This window comes from Stenotrophomonas maltophilia group sp. P373, from assembly GCF_053295075.1.
On sequence record NZ_CM129994.1, the window covers coordinates 1,112,778 to 1,127,776 of the forward strand.

At 67.1% G+C, this 14,999-nt stretch carries 13 protein-coding genes; 7 read left to right on the forward strand and 6 right to left on the reverse strand.

The window, feature by feature from the left end:
- Nucleotides 1-3: 3 nt before the first annotated feature.
- Nucleotides 4-402, reverse strand: coding sequence for an HU family DNA-binding protein (locus ACSYHF_RS05175; RefSeq protein ID WP_072168628.1), 399 nt, complete (start codon nt 400-402; stop codon nt 4-6).
- 372 nt (nt 403-774) lie between these two features.
- Between ACSYHF_RS05175 and ACSYHF_RS05180 the strand changes: the two genes are divergently transcribed.
- Nucleotides 775-1,206 (forward strand): OsmC family protein, encoded by a 432-nt coding sequence (locus ACSYHF_RS05180; RefSeq protein ID WP_005415607.1) that lies wholly within the window; start codon nt 775-777, stop codon nt 1,204-1,206.
- A gap of 99 nt (nt 1,207-1,305) precedes the next feature.
- Here ACSYHF_RS05180 and ACSYHF_RS05185 read toward each other — a convergent pair whose 3' ends face one another.
- Nucleotides 1,306-2,184: a PhzF family phenazine biosynthesis protein gene (locus tag ACSYHF_RS05185; protein ID WP_053496865.1), complete on the reverse strand. Its 879-nt coding sequence runs from the start codon at nt 2,182-2,184 to the stop codon at nt 1,306-1,308.
- A 113-nt stretch (nt 2,185-2,297) separates the two neighbouring features.
- Nucleotides 2,298-3,173: a PhzF family phenazine biosynthesis protein gene (locus ACSYHF_RS05190; protein WP_329889382.1), complete on the reverse strand. Its 876-nt coding sequence runs from the start codon at nt 3,171-3,173 to the stop codon at nt 2,298-2,300.
- Between the two features lie 75 nt (nt 3,174-3,248).
- Between ACSYHF_RS05190 and ACSYHF_RS05195 the strand changes: the two genes are divergently transcribed.
- The 4 genes from ACSYHF_RS05195 to ACSYHF_RS05210 all read left to right on the forward strand — a co-directional run bounded on the left by ACSYHF_RS05195 (nt 3,249) and on the right by ACSYHF_RS05210 (nt 9,056).
- The gene (locus ACSYHF_RS05195) at nt 3,249-5,843 is read left to right on the forward strand and encodes a bifunctional aspartate kinase/diaminopimelate decarboxylase (protein WP_072168632.1); all 2,595 of its coding nucleotides are present in this window, start codon (nt 3,249-3,251) and stop codon (nt 5,841-5,843) included.
- Nucleotides 5,844-5,919: 76 nt separating this feature from the next.
- Complete coding sequence (gene murL, locus ACSYHF_RS05200; protein ID WP_005415612.1) at nt 5,920-7,272, forward strand: UDP-N-acetyl-alpha-D-muramoyl-L-alanyl-L-glutamate epimerase; 1,353 nt, start codon at nt 5,920-5,922, stop codon at nt 7,270-7,272.
- Nucleotides 7,253-8,662: a UDP-N-acetylmuramoyl-L-alanine--D-glutamate ligase gene (murD, locus tag ACSYHF_RS05205; RefSeq protein WP_329915521.1), complete on the forward strand. Its 1,410-nt coding sequence runs from the start codon at nt 7,253-7,255 to the stop codon at nt 8,660-8,662. Before murL ends, murD begins: the two co-directional genes overlap by 20 nt.
- A gap of 142 nt (nt 8,663-8,804) precedes the next feature.
- Nucleotides 8,805-9,056: a hypothetical protein gene (locus ACSYHF_RS05210; protein WP_447576131.1), complete on the forward strand. Its 252-nt coding sequence runs from the start codon at nt 8,805-8,807 to the stop codon at nt 9,054-9,056.
- Between the two features lie 53 nt (nt 9,057-9,109).
- Here ACSYHF_RS05210 and ACSYHF_RS05215 read toward each other — a convergent pair whose 3' ends face one another.
- Nucleotides 9,110-10,075, reverse strand: coding sequence for an IS110 family transposase (locus ACSYHF_RS05215; protein WP_253137552.1), 966 nt, complete (start codon nt 10,073-10,075; stop codon nt 9,110-9,112).
- Between the two features lie 265 nt (nt 10,076-10,340).
- Complete coding sequence (locus ACSYHF_RS05220) at nt 10,341-10,937, reverse strand: SMI1/KNR4 family protein (protein ID WP_053496876.1); 597 nt, start codon at nt 10,935-10,937, stop codon at nt 10,341-10,343.
- 134 nt (nt 10,938-11,071) lie between these two features.
- Between ACSYHF_RS05220 and ACSYHF_RS05225 the strand changes: the two genes are divergently transcribed.
- Nucleotides 11,072-11,863, forward strand: a complete 792-nt coding sequence (locus tag ACSYHF_RS05225) for a dienelactone hydrolase family protein (RefSeq protein ID WP_197598443.1) — start codon at nt 11,072-11,074, stop codon at nt 11,861-11,863.
- A 185-nt stretch (nt 11,864-12,048) separates the two neighbouring features.
- Here ACSYHF_RS05225 and ACSYHF_RS05230 read toward each other — a convergent pair whose 3' ends face one another.
- The gene (locus ACSYHF_RS05230) at nt 12,049-13,047 is read right to left on the reverse strand and encodes a polyprenyl synthetase family protein (protein ID WP_005415617.1); all 999 of its coding nucleotides are present in this window, start codon (nt 13,045-13,047) and stop codon (nt 12,049-12,051) included.
- A 214-nt stretch (nt 13,048-13,261) separates the two neighbouring features.
- On the opposite strand from ACSYHF_RS05230, the gene ACSYHF_RS05235 reads away from it, so the two are divergent.
- A complete protein-coding gene (locus tag ACSYHF_RS05235; protein WP_262221329.1) occupies nt 13,262-14,875 on the forward strand; it encodes an alpha-glucosidase family protein in 1,614 nt (537 codons plus the stop codon).
- Nucleotides 14,876-14,999: the final 124 nt, after the last annotated feature.

Sequence of the window (14,999 nt, forward strand, 5' to 3'; positions counted from 1 at the left end):
CGCTTACAGCGCGGCGTCCTTCAGCTTCTTCAGCGGACGCACCTTCAGCTTGGTGGTGGCCGGCTTGGCGGCGAACCACTGCTCTTCCTTGGTGAACGGGTTGATGCCCTTGCGCTTCGGCTTGGCCGGCACATTGACGGTGGTGATCTTCAGCAGGCCCGGCAGGGTGAAGGAGCCAGCGCCCTTCTTGTGCACCGAGGAGGCGACGGCGCTTTCCAGCGAGGCCAGCACAGCGCGGACGTCCTTGGCGACGACGCCGGAGGCTTCAGCGATGTGTGCAACCAGGCCGGACTTGGTCAGCACTTCCTTGATCGGCTTCGGAGCGGCCGGCTTGGCGGCTGCCTTCGTCGCGACTTTCTTCGCTGCCTTCTTCGGGGCAGCCTTCTTAGCGGTCTTTGCCATGGTTTCCTGTTCCGTGAACGGTTGGTTGTTTGGTCGGCGCCGAACCCCGTCGGCAAGCGCAATGTAGGGCAACTCTTGGGCGCCGCCAATAGCCCGAAGCGCGGAAAGTGCATGTTTTTTCATATCCAGGCCGATTCAGTACATGGTCGGCGGTGGGGGATGGGGGCACGCCAGCGTGTTCGATCGCCGGCGCCCGCCGATCGGTGGGGTGCGCGAAACCACTGAAAACAAGAGGAAAATGCGTTCCGGGCTGGCGAGGAAGTGTCCACGCGCCGGGCTCGGGGACGACGTCCGGCGTGCGGCGGAGCGACGCAGGGCTAACGCGTGGCGTGCGAGGGTAGCCGTTCATCACCGCCACGCAGGAGCAGCACAATGGGAATCTCGCGACACGCCACCGCGCACTGGGAAGGCGATCTGAAGACGGGCAAGGGCCAGTTGAGCACGCCGCAGAGTGGGCTGCTGGAGAAGACCCGCTACGGTTTCAACAGCCGTTTCGGCGACGAAAAGGGCACCAATCCGGAAGAGCTGATCGCCGCCGCGCACGCGGGTTGTTTCACCATGGCGCTGTCGGCCAAGCTCGGCGAAGCAGGCTTCACCCCGACCTCGCTGGACACCGAAGCCAAGGTCGACCTGTCGCTGGAAGGCGGTCCGCAGCTGTCGCAGATCCGCCTGAAGGTCAGGGCGGTGGTGCCCGGCATCGATGCGACGCAGTTCCGTGCCATTGCCGATGACGCCAAGCAGAACTGCCCGGTATCCAAGGCGCTGAGCGCGGTGCCGATCAGCCTGGAAGCCGAACTGGGCTGAGCCGGCGCATCTGTAGAGCCGAGCCCATGCTCGGCTTCTGCAGGTCCCGTGATCTGGCCGGGAAGCAGCCGAGCGTGGGCTCGGCTCTACAGTATCCCTTTACCAATCAAGGGTGCCGGTGATCACCGTCTGCACCTGGCCGCCCGACCAGACCTCGCCGTCCTCGTCGACCCGCAGGGTCAGGCGCGCATCGTGGCCGACTTCGCGGCCCTGGCTGACTTCGAACGGCGCGCGGCCACGTGGCAGCGCGTCGCGCAGGTCCAGCCACGCGGCCAGCACTGCATTGGCGGCCCCCGAGGCGGCGTCCTCGAAGCGCCGACCATTGCCGACGAAAGCGCGCACGGCCAGATCGAATCCCTCACTGCCATCGCTGAAGGCATAGGCGAACACGCCCATGCTGTCGGTGGACTCGGCCAGCGCAGCCACCGCGTCCCAGTCAGGGCGCAGCGCGCGTAGTGCTGCTTCATCGGCCACCTGCACCACCCACCAGCTGCGTCCGCCCTGCATGCGCGCCGGCGGCAGCGAGCCCAGTGGCCAGTCCTTCAGTGCTGCCCGCAGGCGCGGATCGGTGGCTTCAGCGGTCTCCGCCAACTGCGCGCGCGGGGTGCGGATGGCGATGCGCTGCTGCGCGCCCTCACCGCTGACGCGCAGCGGCAGGGCGCCGGCAATGCCGTCCTGCACCAGCACGCCATCGATCGGTGTGGCCAGGCCTGCCTGCAGTACTGCATGCGCCGTGCCGACGCTGGGGTGGCCGGCGAACGGCACTTCCTTCTGCGGGCTGAACATGCGCAGCCGGTAGCTGGCACCGGCGGCCTGGGGCGGGAACACGAAGGTGGTCTCGGGCAGGCGCGTCCAGCGTGCGATGGCCTGCATGCTGGCGTCGTCCAGGCCTTCGGCATCGAGTACCACGGCCAGCGGGTTGCCAGCGCCGGCGCGCGGGGAGAACACATCCAGCTGCAGGAAACGGCGGGTGGTCATCGGGGCGAAACTCCAGGATCGGGTGGCGCGCAGCTTAACGCGCGGTTGTAGAGCCGAGCCCATGCTCGGTTGTGTCGGGGTGTGAGAAGAAGCAGCCGAGCGTGGGCTCGGCTCTACAGCCAACGGATCTGGCCGTCGATGACCGGCTGCACCTGGCCGCCGATCCACACCGTGCCCTGCGCATCGACCTGTACCTGCACGCGACCATCGCGACCGACTTCGCGGCCCTGGCTGGCCACGTAGCGGCCCTCGCGGCCGGGCAGGGCATTGCGCTGCCGCAGCCAGGCGCCGATCAGTGCATTGGCACTGCCGGTCACGGGATCCTCGGGCACGGCGGGCGCATCAGCGGGGCAGAAGGCACGCACCACGCGGGTGTGGCCGGTGCCGGCTTCATCGGCGAAGACGGCCAGGCCTGTAGCGTCGGTGGCGAGGCTCCAGTCGGCCAGCGCGGCCATGTCCGGCAGCAGGCTGCGCACGGCGTTGGCATCGCGCAGTGGCAGCAGCCACCAGCGTGCGCCGTTGTCCCAGAGTTCGGGCACCTGCCCGTCGGCAGCGAGCGCCAACAGCGCGGCGGGCGCTCCGCCTGCCTCCGTGTCCAGTTGCCGTGCCGGCGGGCTGGCCAGCTGGATCTCCAGTGCCTCGGCCGGGCCGCTCACCCGTACTGGGAGCAACCCTGCCGCGCATTGCTGCAGCAGGGCGCCGTCGCGCGGTTGGGCCAGGCCGCAGGTCACCGCCGCCCAGGCGGCGCCGACGCTGGGGTGGCCGGCGAAGGCCAGCTCACGGGTCGGGGTGAAGATGCGGATGTGGTAATCGGCGCCGGGCGCGGTGGGGCGCAGGAAGAACACCGTCTCGGACAGATTCAGCCAGGCAGCCAGGGCCTGCATCTGGCTGCTGGAGAGCGCGTCGGCGTCCAGGATGACGCCCAGTGGATTGCCGGTTCCGGGGCGGGGGGCGAAGACATCGAGCTGCAGGTAACGGAGGACGGCCATCTACGGGGACATTGCGCTTAGAATCAAAGGTTCCGCCCCCGAGGGCGGCTTCCCCACATTCTACATAGCCAATCCATGTCAGCTTCCCCCCTTGTCGATCGTTGGATCGTACTGAAGTTCGGCGGCACTTCGGTGTCGCGTCGTCACCGCTGGGACACGATCGGGAAGCTGGCGAAAAAACGCGCGGAAGAGACCGGATCGCGCGTGCTGGTGGTGGTATCGGCGCTGTCCGGGGTCACCAACGAACTGACCGCGATTGCCGACGGCGCGCCGGACAGCGGTGATCGTGTGGCAGCGCTTGTCGAGCGCCATGAGGGCTTCCTGGCCGAACTCGGCCTGGGCCGCGAGGTGCTGGCCGAACGGCTGGCGGCGCTGCAGGGCCTGCTCGACGATGCGCGGGCGGCCACCCGTCCGCTGGATTGGCAGGCCGAAGTGCTGGGCCAGGGCGAGCTGCTGTCCTCCACCCTGGGCGCGGCCTATCTGCGCGCCTCGGGCCTGGACATGGGCTGGATGGACGCCCGCCAGTGGCTGGACGCGATGCCGCCGCAGCCGAACCAGAGCGACTGGTCGCAGCGCCTGTCGGTGAACTGCCAGTGGCGCGCAGACGCGGAGTGGATGCAGCGCTTCCGCGCGCAGCCGACCCGCCTGCTGATCACCCAGGGCTTCATTTCGCGGCATGCCGATGGCGGTACCGCCATCCTTGGCCGTGGTGGCTCGGATACCTCGGCGGCGTACTTCGGTGCGCTGCTCGGCGCCAGCCGGGTGGAGATCTGGACCGATGTGCCGGGCATGTTCAGCGCCAATCCGAAGGACGTGCCGGACGCGCGCCTGCTGACCCGCCTGGACTATTACGAGGCGCAGGAAATCGCCACCACCGGCGCCAAGGTGCTGCACCCGCGCTCGATCAAGCCGTGCCGCGATGCCGGCGTGCCGATGGCCATCCTCGATACCGAGCGCCCGGAACTGCCGGGCACCAGCATCGATGGCAGCGCCGCACCGGTGCCGGGGGTGAAGGCGATCAGCCGCCGCAATGGCATCGTGCTGGTGTCGATGGAAGGCATCGGCATGTGGCAGCAGGTCGGCTTCCTGGCCGATGTGTTCAACCTGTTCAAGAAGCACGGCCTGTCGGTGGACCTGATCGGTTCGGCCGAGACCAACGTCACCGTGTCGCTGGACCCGTCCGAGAACCTGGTCAACACCGATGTGCTGGCCGCGCTGTCGGCCGACCTGTCGCAGATCTGCAAGGTGAAGGTGATCGTGCCGTGCGCGGCGATCACCCTGGTGGGCCGCGGCATGCGGTCGCTGCTGCACAAGCTGTCGGACGTGTGGGCCACCTTCGGCCGCGAGCGCGTACACATGATCTCGCAGTCGTCCAACGACCTGAACCTGACCTTCGTCATCGACGAGGCCGATGCCGATGGCCTGCTGCCGATCCTGCACGCAGAGCTGATCGACAGCGGCGCGATGCCGGTGGAGGAGACCGAAGTGTTCGGCCCGCGCTGGCGCGAGATTGCCGGCACCGTGCGCCCGCGCGGCACGCCGTGGTGGCGCGGCCAGCGTGCGCACCTGCTGCAGCTGGCCGATGCCGGTACGCCGCGCTACGTCTACCACCTGCCGACGGTGCGCGCCCGCGCCCGTGCACTGGCCGCAATCAAGCCGATCGACCAGCGCTACTACGCGATCAAGGCCAACAGCCACCCGGCCATCCTGCAGCTGCTGGAAGCCGAAGGCTTCGGCCTGGAGTGCGTGTCGCACGGCGAGCTGAAGCATGTGTTCCAGCACCTGCCGGAACTGTCGCCCAAGCGCGTGCTGTTCACCCCCAGCTTCTGCCCGCGCAGCGAGTACGAGGCGGCGTTTGCGCTGGGCGTGACCGTGACCGTCGACAACGTGGAAGCGCTGCAGCGCTGGCCGGACCTGTTCCGTAACCGCGAGCTGTGGCTGCGCGTCGATCTGGGCCGGGGTGAGGGCCACCACGCCAAGGTCCGTACCGGTGGCAAGGAGTCCAAGTTCGGCCTGCCGATCGCCCGCGTCGACGAGTTCGTGCGCGCGGCCACCGAACTGGGCAGCCGCGTGGTGGGCCTGCATGCGCACCTGGGCAGCGGCGTGGAAACCGCGCAGCACTGGCGGCTGATGTGCGATGAGCTGGCCGGTTTCGCCCGCCGCATCGGCAGCGTGCAGACCATCGATATCGGTGGCGGCCTGCCGATTCCGTACAGCGATGAAGACGAACCCTTCGACCTGGACGCCTGGGCCGAGGGCCTGGCCGAGGTCAAGGCGCTGCACCCGGCATTCCGCCTGGCGATCGAGCCGGGCCGCTACCTGGTGGCCGAATCGGGCGTGCTGCTGACCCATGCCACCCAGGTGGTGGAAAAGGACGGCGTGCGCCGTGTCGGCCTGGACGCCGGCATGAACGCACTGATGCGCCCGGCGCTGTACGACGCCTGGCATGACATCGAGAATCTCAGCCGCCAGGGCGGTTATGCCGAAGCGGCGTTCGATGTGGTCGGGCCGATCTGTGAATCCAGCGATGTGTTCGGCAAGCGCCGCAAGCTGCCGGTGTCCACTGCGCCGGACGACGTGATGCTGATCGCCGATGCCGGTGCCTACGGCTATGTGATGGCCAACACCTACAACCAGCGGAAGCTGCCGCGCGAAGACGTGATCGAATGACCACCGCGCGCGCCCTGCACCCGCCCACCGACACGCCCCGCGCCCTCGCGCGGGCCCGTGCCTGACCGGATACACCATGACTGCTTTCGACAAACACCAGGTTTCCCGCTTCCGCTTCGTCCACTGCGACTTCGCAGCGGATACCGGCGTGGCCCGGCTGGTCTATGCCTTCGACGACGGCCCGGAGATGGTGGAGACCATCACTGTGCCGGGTGCCCCGTTCGTGCTGGACGAGGCGCGCGCCGCTGCCGTGAAGCGTGCGCTGCAGCTGCTGCACCTGATTGCCGGCGTCAGCTACTACAAGGCCGGCGTACCGGATACGGTCAGCATCGACAGTTACAGCATCGATGCCGATACCGCCGCACTGGTTGAGACCATTTACCTCAATGGCCTGGGCGAATTCGCCTACCGTAACGGCCTGAACCTGCGCGGCCGCTTCCGGTTGCCGGTGCAGGGCGAGGCCGTGCAGGCGCCGGCGCTGGGCCTGCAGCCGCACGCACTGGTGGCCATCGGCGGCGGCAAGGATTCGCTGGTCAGCATCGAAGCGCTGCGCCGTGCCGGCGTGGACGAGACGGTGACCTGGATCGGTGGCTCGCAACTGATCCGCGCCTGCGCCGAGCGCACCGGCCTGCCGACATTGAACCTGGGCCGCACGCTGGCACCGGAACTGTTCGAGTTGAACCGCCAGGGTGCCTGGAACGGCCATATCCCGGTGACGGTGGTGAACTCGGCAATCATGGTGCTGGCCGCCCTGCTGCACGGCGTGGACCAGGTCGTGTTCTCCAACGAGCGTTCGGCCAGCTACGGCAGCCAGATTCCGGGCACCGGTGAAGTGAACCACCAGTGGTCCAAGGGCTGGGCCTGCGAGCAGGCGTTCGGCAGCCATGTGCGGAAGTACGTGGCGGCGGATCTGCAGTACTACTCGCTGCTGCGACCGATGTCCGAGCTGGCGGTGGCCCGCCAGTTCGCCAAGACCGATTTCTACGACGCGCACTTCTCCAGCTGCAACCGCAATTTCCACATTCTTGGCGAGCGCCCGGTGAACCGCTGGTGCGGCGTCTGCCCGAAGTGCCATTTCGTGTTCCTGGCGCTGGCTCCGTTCATGCCCAAGACGCGCCTGGTGCGCATCTTCGGCCGCAATCTGCTGGACGATGCCGAGCAGGCCGCTGGCTTCGACGCGCTGCTGGAGTTCCAGGACCACAAGCCGTTCGAGTGCGTGGGCGAAGGCCGCGAATCGCGTGCGGCGATGGCGACCCTGGCCCAGCGCCCGGAATGGAAGGAAGACGTGTTGGTGAAGCGCTTCTGCAATGAAATCCAGCCGCAGCTGGATGCCGCCGAACTGGAACTGGCACCGCTGCTGCAACTGCAGGGCGAGCACCGCGTTCCGGCTGCGCTGTGGGAACGGGTGCGTGAAGATTTCGAAGCTTGAAGGAAAGCGCGTCGCGCTGTGGGGCTGGGGCCGCGAGGGCCGCGCCGCGTTTGCGGTGCTGCGTGAGCGCCTGCCCACGCTGCCGCTGAGCCTGTTCTGCCCGGCGGCCGAAGTCGGGGCCGCACGCGTGGAAACACAGGGCGCGCTGGACGTGCGTGGCGAGCCTTCTGCCGAAGCGCTGGCCGCGTTCGACGTGGTGATCAAATCGCCCGGGATCAGTCCCTATCAGCCGATCGCGCTGGCGGCGGCAGCACAGGGCACCACCTTCATCGGCGGCACCGCGCTGTGGTTCGCCGAACACGCGGCCGACGATGGCATCGTGCACGACACCGTGTGCGTGACCGGCACCAAGGGCAAGAGCACCACCACCGCGCTGGTCGCGCACCTGTTGCGCGCGGCCGGGCATCGCACCGGACTGGTCGGCAACATCGGCCTGCCGCTGCTGGAGGTGCTGGACCCGCAGCCGGCGCCCGAGTACTGGGCCGTCGAGCTGTCCAGCTACCAGACCGGTGAAGTGGCGCGCAGTGGCGCCCACCCGCAGGTGGCAGTGGTGCTGAACCTGTTCCCGGAACACCTGGACTGGCACGGCAGCGAACAACGTTACATCGAGGACAAGCTGCGGCTGGTGACGGAAGCCGCGCCGCGCATTGCCGTGCTCAATGCCGCCGATCCGCACTTGGCGGCACTGTCGCTGCCCGATAGTGAGGTGGTCTGGTTCAACCAGCCGCAGGGCTGGCATATGCGGAGCGACATCGTGCATCGCAGCGAACAGGCGGTGTTCGATACCCGCAACACGCCGCTGCCGGGCCGCCACAACCGCGGCAACCTGTGCGCGGTGCTGGCCGCGCTGGAGGCACTGGGCCTGGACGCGGTGGCGCTGGCACCGGCGGTGCAGGATTTCCGCCCGCTGCCGAACCGCCTGCAGCGCATCGGCGTGGCCGATGGCCTGACCTACGTCAACGATTCGATCAGCACCACGCCGCACGCCAGCCTGGCCGCGCTGGAGTGCTTCGCCGGGCAGCGCATCGCGCTGCTGGTGGGCGGGCACGACCGTGGCCTGGACTGGACCGACTTCGTGCAGCACATGGCGCACGACGTGCCGCCGGTGGAGATCGTGACCATGGGCAGCAACGGCCCGCGCATCCACGCGATGCTGCAGCCGCTGGCCGATGCTGGCCGCTTTGGCCTGCACGCTGCGGGCGATCTCGCCGAGGCGATGGCGTTGGCGCGCACGGCGCTGGGCGCACAGGGCGGGGTGGTGCTGCTGTCGCCAGGTGCGCCGAGCTTCGGGGCCTACCGCGATTACGTGGCGCGCGGACGCCATTTCGCCGAACTGGCCGGGTTCGATCCGGACAGCATCAGCGCGATTCCGGGGTTGGGCATCGCCTGATCCGCCGGATCGGGGTCGGATCCCTTTCCTCAGGAAAGGGCTCTGACCCCGGCGAGTTACCATGGGGCGCATCCCCGGACGGACCCGGATAGCCGCATGTGCACGTTCATTACCCTGTTCCTGCCCGCATCCTTATCGCACGTTGAAGCCGCCGCGATATCAGCAGGCACGCCGCGATGAAGCCCTGGACGATGCCGGCCAGTGGTTGCAGCGTATCGACGCGCTGTTGCAGGCTGGGGCCGCGCGCATCGGCCTGCTGGTGCGTGACTACGACGGTGCGGTGAGTGACCGGCAGCCGAAGCCGCCGGAACGTCACTGGCCGCGGGGCCAGCTGGCCGCAGCGGATCTGCTGGCGTTCGAGCCGGGCACGTTGCATTGGATCGAGCGTGGGTGAGGTCGTCATCCACGCATGGCGTGAATCTACTGTAGATACCGTGTTGCCCTTGCCTAGGCAAGGGCGCCGTCAGGCTCAAATGGGCGGCCGCTTTTCAGTACGCCCCAAACCAGATGGATGAGCTTGCGCATCACCGCACACATGACGACCTTGAAGGGCTTCCCTTTCGCGCTGAGCCGGTCTGCAAAGGACTTCAGCCTGGGGTTGTAGGTCTTCCCGGTCAACGCCGGCATGTACAGCTTTTTGCGGAAATTGGCGTCGCCCACGCGTGATATGTGGGATTTGCCTTCGTAGTTTCCTGATTGACGCTGGGCCGGATTCAGGCCTGCGTGGGCAACCACCTGGCGCACGTCGCTGTATTTGCTTAGATCCCCCAGCATGGCCAGCAGCTGGGCACTGCTGGTGTTGCCTACACCGGGAATGCTGGTAAGCAGGTGATGACGCTGGCGCAGGTCCGGATCGTTATCGATATGGTCCTCAATCGCCTTCTGGACCTGCTTGATCTGCTCCTCCAGCGTCTGGATCACATCCTTGATCCCTTGCTGGACCGAGATGTCGGCAACGTCCAGGCGATTGCGCTCCATCTGCAGCATTTCCTGGAGGTCATCTCGACGCCGTACCAAGGCACGCAGTTTCACCTCCGAGGGGGTCGGCGGAACGTAGGGATGCAACTTCTCCGAGCGCTGCGCCTCAAAGAACCGGGCAATCAGCTTGGCATCGCTGCGGTCCGTCTTGGTCCGGATGCCCTCCGCCTGTCCAAACGCCTTTACCCGGGCGGGATTGGCCACATGAACCACCACCCCTGCTTCCACCAAGGTTCGCGCCAAAGCTTCGTGGTAGATACCGGTGGCCTCCATGCCTACCGCCGCGTTCGGCGCATGCTTGGCGCGCCAAGCAAGAAGCTCATTAAAGCCCTTGGCTGAATTGGGGAGTTTGGCCTTGGTTCGATATTTGCCATCAGGCAGCGGCAAGGCGATATCAAAGGTCGCCTTGGCAGCGTCGATGCCGATAAATTGCATGATTTCGCTCCAGCTTGAACTTACGATCGTGATCGGAAGCCGCCAGACTTGCCCTTGTGAGTACAGGCTCTCACCCAAGGGTGGGCCTAAGATACCGTTCAAGTTCCAAGGCGGTGTCAGGCCGCCGACGCGCTGAATCTACTTTGCAAGCTCAAAGGCTTAAGAGCCGAGGCAGCGTCATCGGAGCCTCCCGGGTCACCGGGGAATTGTGCCTGATCAGGGCACCATCCGAGACACAAGAGCCGAGCCCATGCTCGGCTGGGTTTCAATCCTCGTCCTGGTCGATGAACGCATAATCGCGATCAATCATCTGTTGCAGGTACGCGTCGAAGCTGGGGGCGATCACTGCGTAGCTGTCCGGATCGTGCAGGTAGCGCACCACCTGGCCGACCGTACCACCCGGTGCCGGATCGAAATCCAGGTACAGCATCGAGGTGCCGCCGTTGTTCATGCAGTGCGAGAAGCACAGGCGCCTGCTCATCGGCAGATCACCGTCGATGCCTTCACCGAGGATCTCCGGCTCCTCATCCAGCCACTCTTCGTAGATGGAACGGATGCTGTCGTCCCACTGCTGCTGGTCCTCGAAGATCTGCGCGACCGAGCGCAGGTAGTACGGGTAGCCACCGTCCTCCACGTCCGAGCCCAGCATCAGTACGCAGACCTTGCCGCCGGGGTACTCCCGGTAGTGGGTGCCATCCACGCGCGATAGGAGTTCCACCAGGCTGCCCGGCACCTGCGGCCACTGCACACGCAGGCGCTGCAGGTCCTCGGCGCTGGCGCCCTGGACATGTGCCCACTGCGGGGCATCCTCGGCAGGCAAACGCGGGATCAGGCCAGACAGAAAGCGATCAACAAGATTCATGCGAAAAAAAGGGGACGGAGGGGATTAAGTCGTATCCAACCACACCTGCGTCACGCCGCCAATGCAGAATGCGACGCGGGAGGGGCGAATACGGCTTAATCCCCTCCGTCCCCTTTTTCTTGCGGAGCAGGCGCATGAATCGTTGGCGATGCGGTGTGGCGATGATGCTGGGGCTGGCGGCGATGCCGGCGTGGGCGGCGATGAAGACGCAGCCGGTGGAGTGGAGGCACCAGGGCACGACCTTCAGTGGCGTGCTGGTCTATGACGATGGTGGGCACGACAAGCGCCCGGGCCTGGTGATGGTGCCGAACTGGAAGGGTGTGAACGAGTCGGCCATCGAGAAGGCCAAGCAGCTGGCCGGTGATGACTACGTGGTGCTGGTGGCCGATGTCTATGGCAAGGACGTGCGGCCGAAGAGTGATGCGGAGGCGGGGCCGGTGGCCAGCAAGCTGCGCAATGACCGGCCGCTGCTTCGTGCGCGTGCACTGGAAGCGGTGAACGTGCTCAAGGCGCAGGCCGGCAAGGTGCCGCTGGATGCCAGCCGGATCGGCGCGGTCGGTTTCTGTTTCGGTGGCACCACGGTGCTGGAGCTGGCCCGCGCCGGTGCGCCGCTGGCCGCTGTGGTCAGCCTGCACGGTGGGTTGGGTTCGCCCTTGCCGGCGCAGGCCGGTGGCACCCATCCGTCCGTGCTGGTGCTCAATGGGGCCGATGACAAGAGCGTGACCGCCGAGGACATCGCCGCTTTCCAGAAGGAAATGGACGCGGCGAAGGTCGATTGGGAGTTCACCAACTACAGCGGTGCGGTGCACTGCTTCGCCGAGCGCGACGCCAACAGCCCGCCGGGCTGCCAGTACAACGAGCGGGCGGCAAAGCGCGCGTGGAAGGCGCTGGATGAGTTCTTCGAGGAGCGCTTCGAGAAACGTTGATTCGTGCAGTGGTAGTGCCGGCCGCTGGCCGGCAACCTCATGATGCTGCGGATGTCATCGGGAATGCCGGCCAGCGGCCGGCACTACCAGATGCGGTCAATGCGACCGTTTCAGTGCCGACCAACGGTCGGCATCCACCCACAGCCGCGGTAGGTGCCGACCGTTGGTCGGCACACCTCAACCGATCAATGCGAGCGCTGCACCGCGTAGCGGGCCAGGCCGCGCAGGGCAGCCACGGCGTCATTGTCGCCCAGGCCGTCGAGCGCACGCTCGGCGGCTTCGGCGTATTCTTCGGCACGGCGGCGGCTGTACTCCAGGCCGCCGGTGACGCGGATCGCGGCCAGCACTTCCGGCATCGCCGAGGCGTCGCCGTCCTGCACGATGGTGCGCAGGCGCTCGCGGGTAGCGTCATCGGAGTGGGCCATCGCGTGGATCAGCGGCAACGTGGCCTTGCCCTCGGCGAGGTCGTCGCCCAGGTTCTTGCCCAGCTCCTCGGCGTTGGCCGAGTAGTCCAGCACGTCGTCGGCGATCTGGAACGCGTAGCCCAGGTGCATGCCGTAGTCGAACAGGGCCTGCTGGGTGGCTTCGTCCACGCCGCTGGCCAGTGCGCCCAGGCGGGTACCGGCGGCGAACAGCACCGCGGTCTTGCGCTCGATCACGCGCAGGTAGGCGGCTTCATCGGTGTCCGGGTTGTGCACGTGCAGCAGCTGCAGCACTTCACCCTCGGCGATGCGGTTGGTGGCATCGGCCAGGATCTGCATCACCGGCATGCGCTCCAGCTCGACCATCAGCTGGAAGCTGCGCGAGTACAGGAAGTCGCCCACCAGCACGCTGGGCGCGTTGCCCCACAGCGCGTTGGCGGTGCTGCGGCCACGCCGCAGGCTGGACTCGTCCACCACGTCGTCGTGCAGCAGGGTAGAGGTGTGGATGAACTCGATGATCGCCGCCAGCTGGTGGTGCTCCGGGCCGGCCTGGCCGACCGCGTGGCCGGCCAGCATCACCAGCATCGGGCGCAGGCGCTTGCCGCCGGCGGAAATGATGTGGTCGGCGATCTGGTTGATCAGCACGACGTCCGAGGACAGCCGGCGCCGGATCAGGGCGTCGACGGCGGCCATGTCGGCCGCGGCAAGCGACTGGATCTGGGGCAGGCCCAGGGCGGGACGGGTGTCTTCGGTGATGGTCATGCGATCAGGCTTTCAGGCTCACCATCGATTATAGGCGCTGGCCGTGAATTCGGGCGCAAACCGGCCCGAGCGGCAATTCCAGCCCGGCCTGCGCGGCCCTTCGCGTGAATACGTATGCAGGTTGCGCCATGCCCGCGAGGCCACCGCTAAGCTTGCCGGATCAGGATTTCGGCCCGCTGCCGGCGGGTCCCGCATGCCCGGAGGGGGGCTGTCGATGTCGCACTATCCATGGTGGCGCGGAGCCGTCATCTACCAGATCTACCCGCGCAGTTTCCTCGATGCCAACGGCGATGGGGTGGGCGACCTGCCGGGCATCATCGAGCGCCTGGACCACATTGCCGCGCTGGGCGTGGATGCGATCTGGATCTCGCCGTTCTTCAAGTCCCCCATGGCCGACTTCGGCTACGACATCGCCGACTACCGCGACGTCGACCCGCTGTTCGGCAGCCTGGACGACTTCGACCGCCTGCTGGCCAAGGCCCACGGCCTGGGCCTGAAGGTGATGATCGACCAGGTGCTGAGCCATACCTCGATCGAGCATGCCTGGTTCCGCGAGAGCCGTCAGGACCGCAGCAATCCGAAGGCGGACTGGTACGTCTGGGCCGACCCGCGCGAGGACGGCACCCCGCCCAACAACTGGCTGTCACTGTTCGGCGGCTGTGCCTGGCAATGGGAGCCGCGCCGCGAGCAGTACTACCTGCACAACTTCCTGGTCGACCAGCCGGACCTGAACTTCCACCACCCGGACGTGCAGCAGGCCACCCTGGACAATGTACGTTTCTGGCTCGATCGCGGCGTGGATGGCTTCCGCCTGGATGCGATCAACTTCTGCTTCCACGACGCGCAGCTGCGTGACAACCCGCCCAAGCCGGCGGAGAAGCGGGTGGGGCGCGGCTTCAGCCCGGACAACCCGTACGCCTACCAGTACCACTACTACAACAACACCCAGCCGGAGAACCTGCCGTTCCTGGAGCGCCTGCGCGCGCTGCTGGATCAGTATCCGGGCGCGGTCAGCCTGGGCGAGATCTCCTCGGAGGACTCGCTGGCGACCACCGCCGAGTACACCCGCGAAGGCCGCCTGCACATGGGCTACAGCTTCGAGCTGCTGGTGGATGACTACAGCGCGGCCTACATCCGCGACACGGTCTCGCGGCTGGAAGCGGCGATGACCGAAGGCTGGCCGTGCTGGGCGGTTTCCAATCACGACGTGGAGCGGGCGGTCAGCCGCTGGGGCGGCCACCCGGCTGACCCGCGCCTGGCGCGGATGCTGGTGGCGATGCTGTGCTCGCTGCGCGGTTCGGTCTGCCTGTACCAGGGCGAGGAGCTCGGCCTGGCCGAGGCCGAGGTGCCATTCGAGGCCCTGCAGGACCCCTACGGCATCACCTTCTGGCCGAACTTCAAGGGCCGTGATGGCTGCCGCACCCCGCTGCCGTGGACCGATACACCGCTGGCCGGCTTCACCAGCGGCCAGCCCTGGCTGCCGATTCCGGCCGAGCACCGGGCGGCGGCGGTGGCCGTGCAGGAACGCGACCCGCATTCGGTGCTGGCGGCGTTCCGGGCGTTCCTGGCCTGGCGGCATACCCAGCCGGCGCTTCTGCATGGCAGCATCAGATTCCTTGAAAGCGCCGAGCCAGTGCTGCTGTTCGAGCGTATGCTTGCAGATGAAACCCTCCTGCTGGCCTTCAACCTGTCGGCCGAGGCAGTGACCCATCCGCTGCCGCCGGGCAACTGGCAGCAGGTGGCGGTACCGGGCCCGGATGCGGGCACGGTGCAGGGCAACGAACTCCAGCTGCCGCCGCGCGCGGTGTATTGCGCCCGACGCAGCTGACCGTTTTCTCCGGTGGCGGTACTTGCGGGGACGGGGCCGAAGCGCCCCGTCCCTTTTTTGTGGGTGGAGTTCCAGAGAACGGCATCCACGCATGGCGTGGATCTACCGACCCGTTGACATCGTG

Excerpts from the sequence above, each read along its gene's own strand:
- ACSYHF_RS05235 (WP_262221329.1), top strand. The coding sequence starts at position 13,262 with ATGTCGCACTATCCATGGTGGCGCGGAGCCGTCATCTACCAGATCTAC.
- ACSYHF_RS05190 (WP_329889382.1), bottom strand. The coding sequence starts at position 3,173 with ATGGCCGTCCTCCGTTACCTGCAGCTCGATGTCTTCGCCCCCCGCCCC.
- ACSYHF_RS05180 (WP_005415607.1), top strand. The coding sequence starts at position 775 with ATGGGAATCTCGCGACACGCCACCGCGCACTGGGAAGGCGATCTGAAG.
- ACSYHF_RS05215 (WP_253137552.1), bottom strand. The coding sequence starts at position 10,075 with ATGCAATTTATCGGCATCGACGCTGCCAAGGCGACCTTTGATATCGCC.
- murL (WP_005415612.1), top strand. The coding sequence starts at position 5,920 with ATGACTGCTTTCGACAAACACCAGGTTTCCCGCTTCCGCTTCGTCCAC.
- ACSYHF_RS05230 (WP_005415617.1), bottom strand. The coding sequence starts at position 13,047 with ATGACCATCACCGAAGACACCCGTCCCGCCCTGGGCCTGCCCCAGATC.
- ACSYHF_RS05175 (WP_072168628.1), bottom strand. The coding sequence starts at position 402 with ATGGCAAAGACCGCTAAGAAGGCTGCCCCGAAGAAGGCAGCGAAGAAA.
- ACSYHF_RS05225 (WP_197598443.1), top strand. The coding sequence starts at position 11,072 with ATGAATCGTTGGCGATGCGGTGTGGCGATGATGCTGGGGCTGGCGGCG.
- ACSYHF_RS05185 (WP_053496865.1), bottom strand. The coding sequence starts at position 2,184 with ATGACCACCCGCCGTTTCCTGCAGCTGGATGTGTTCTCCCCGCGCGCC.
- ACSYHF_RS05220 (WP_053496876.1), bottom strand. The coding sequence starts at position 10,937 with ATGAATCTTGTTGATCGCTTTCTGTCTGGCCTGATCCCGCGTTTGCCT.
- ACSYHF_RS05195 (WP_072168632.1), top strand. The coding sequence starts at position 3,249 with ATGTCAGCTTCCCCCCTTGTCGATCGTTGGATCGTACTGAAGTTCGGC.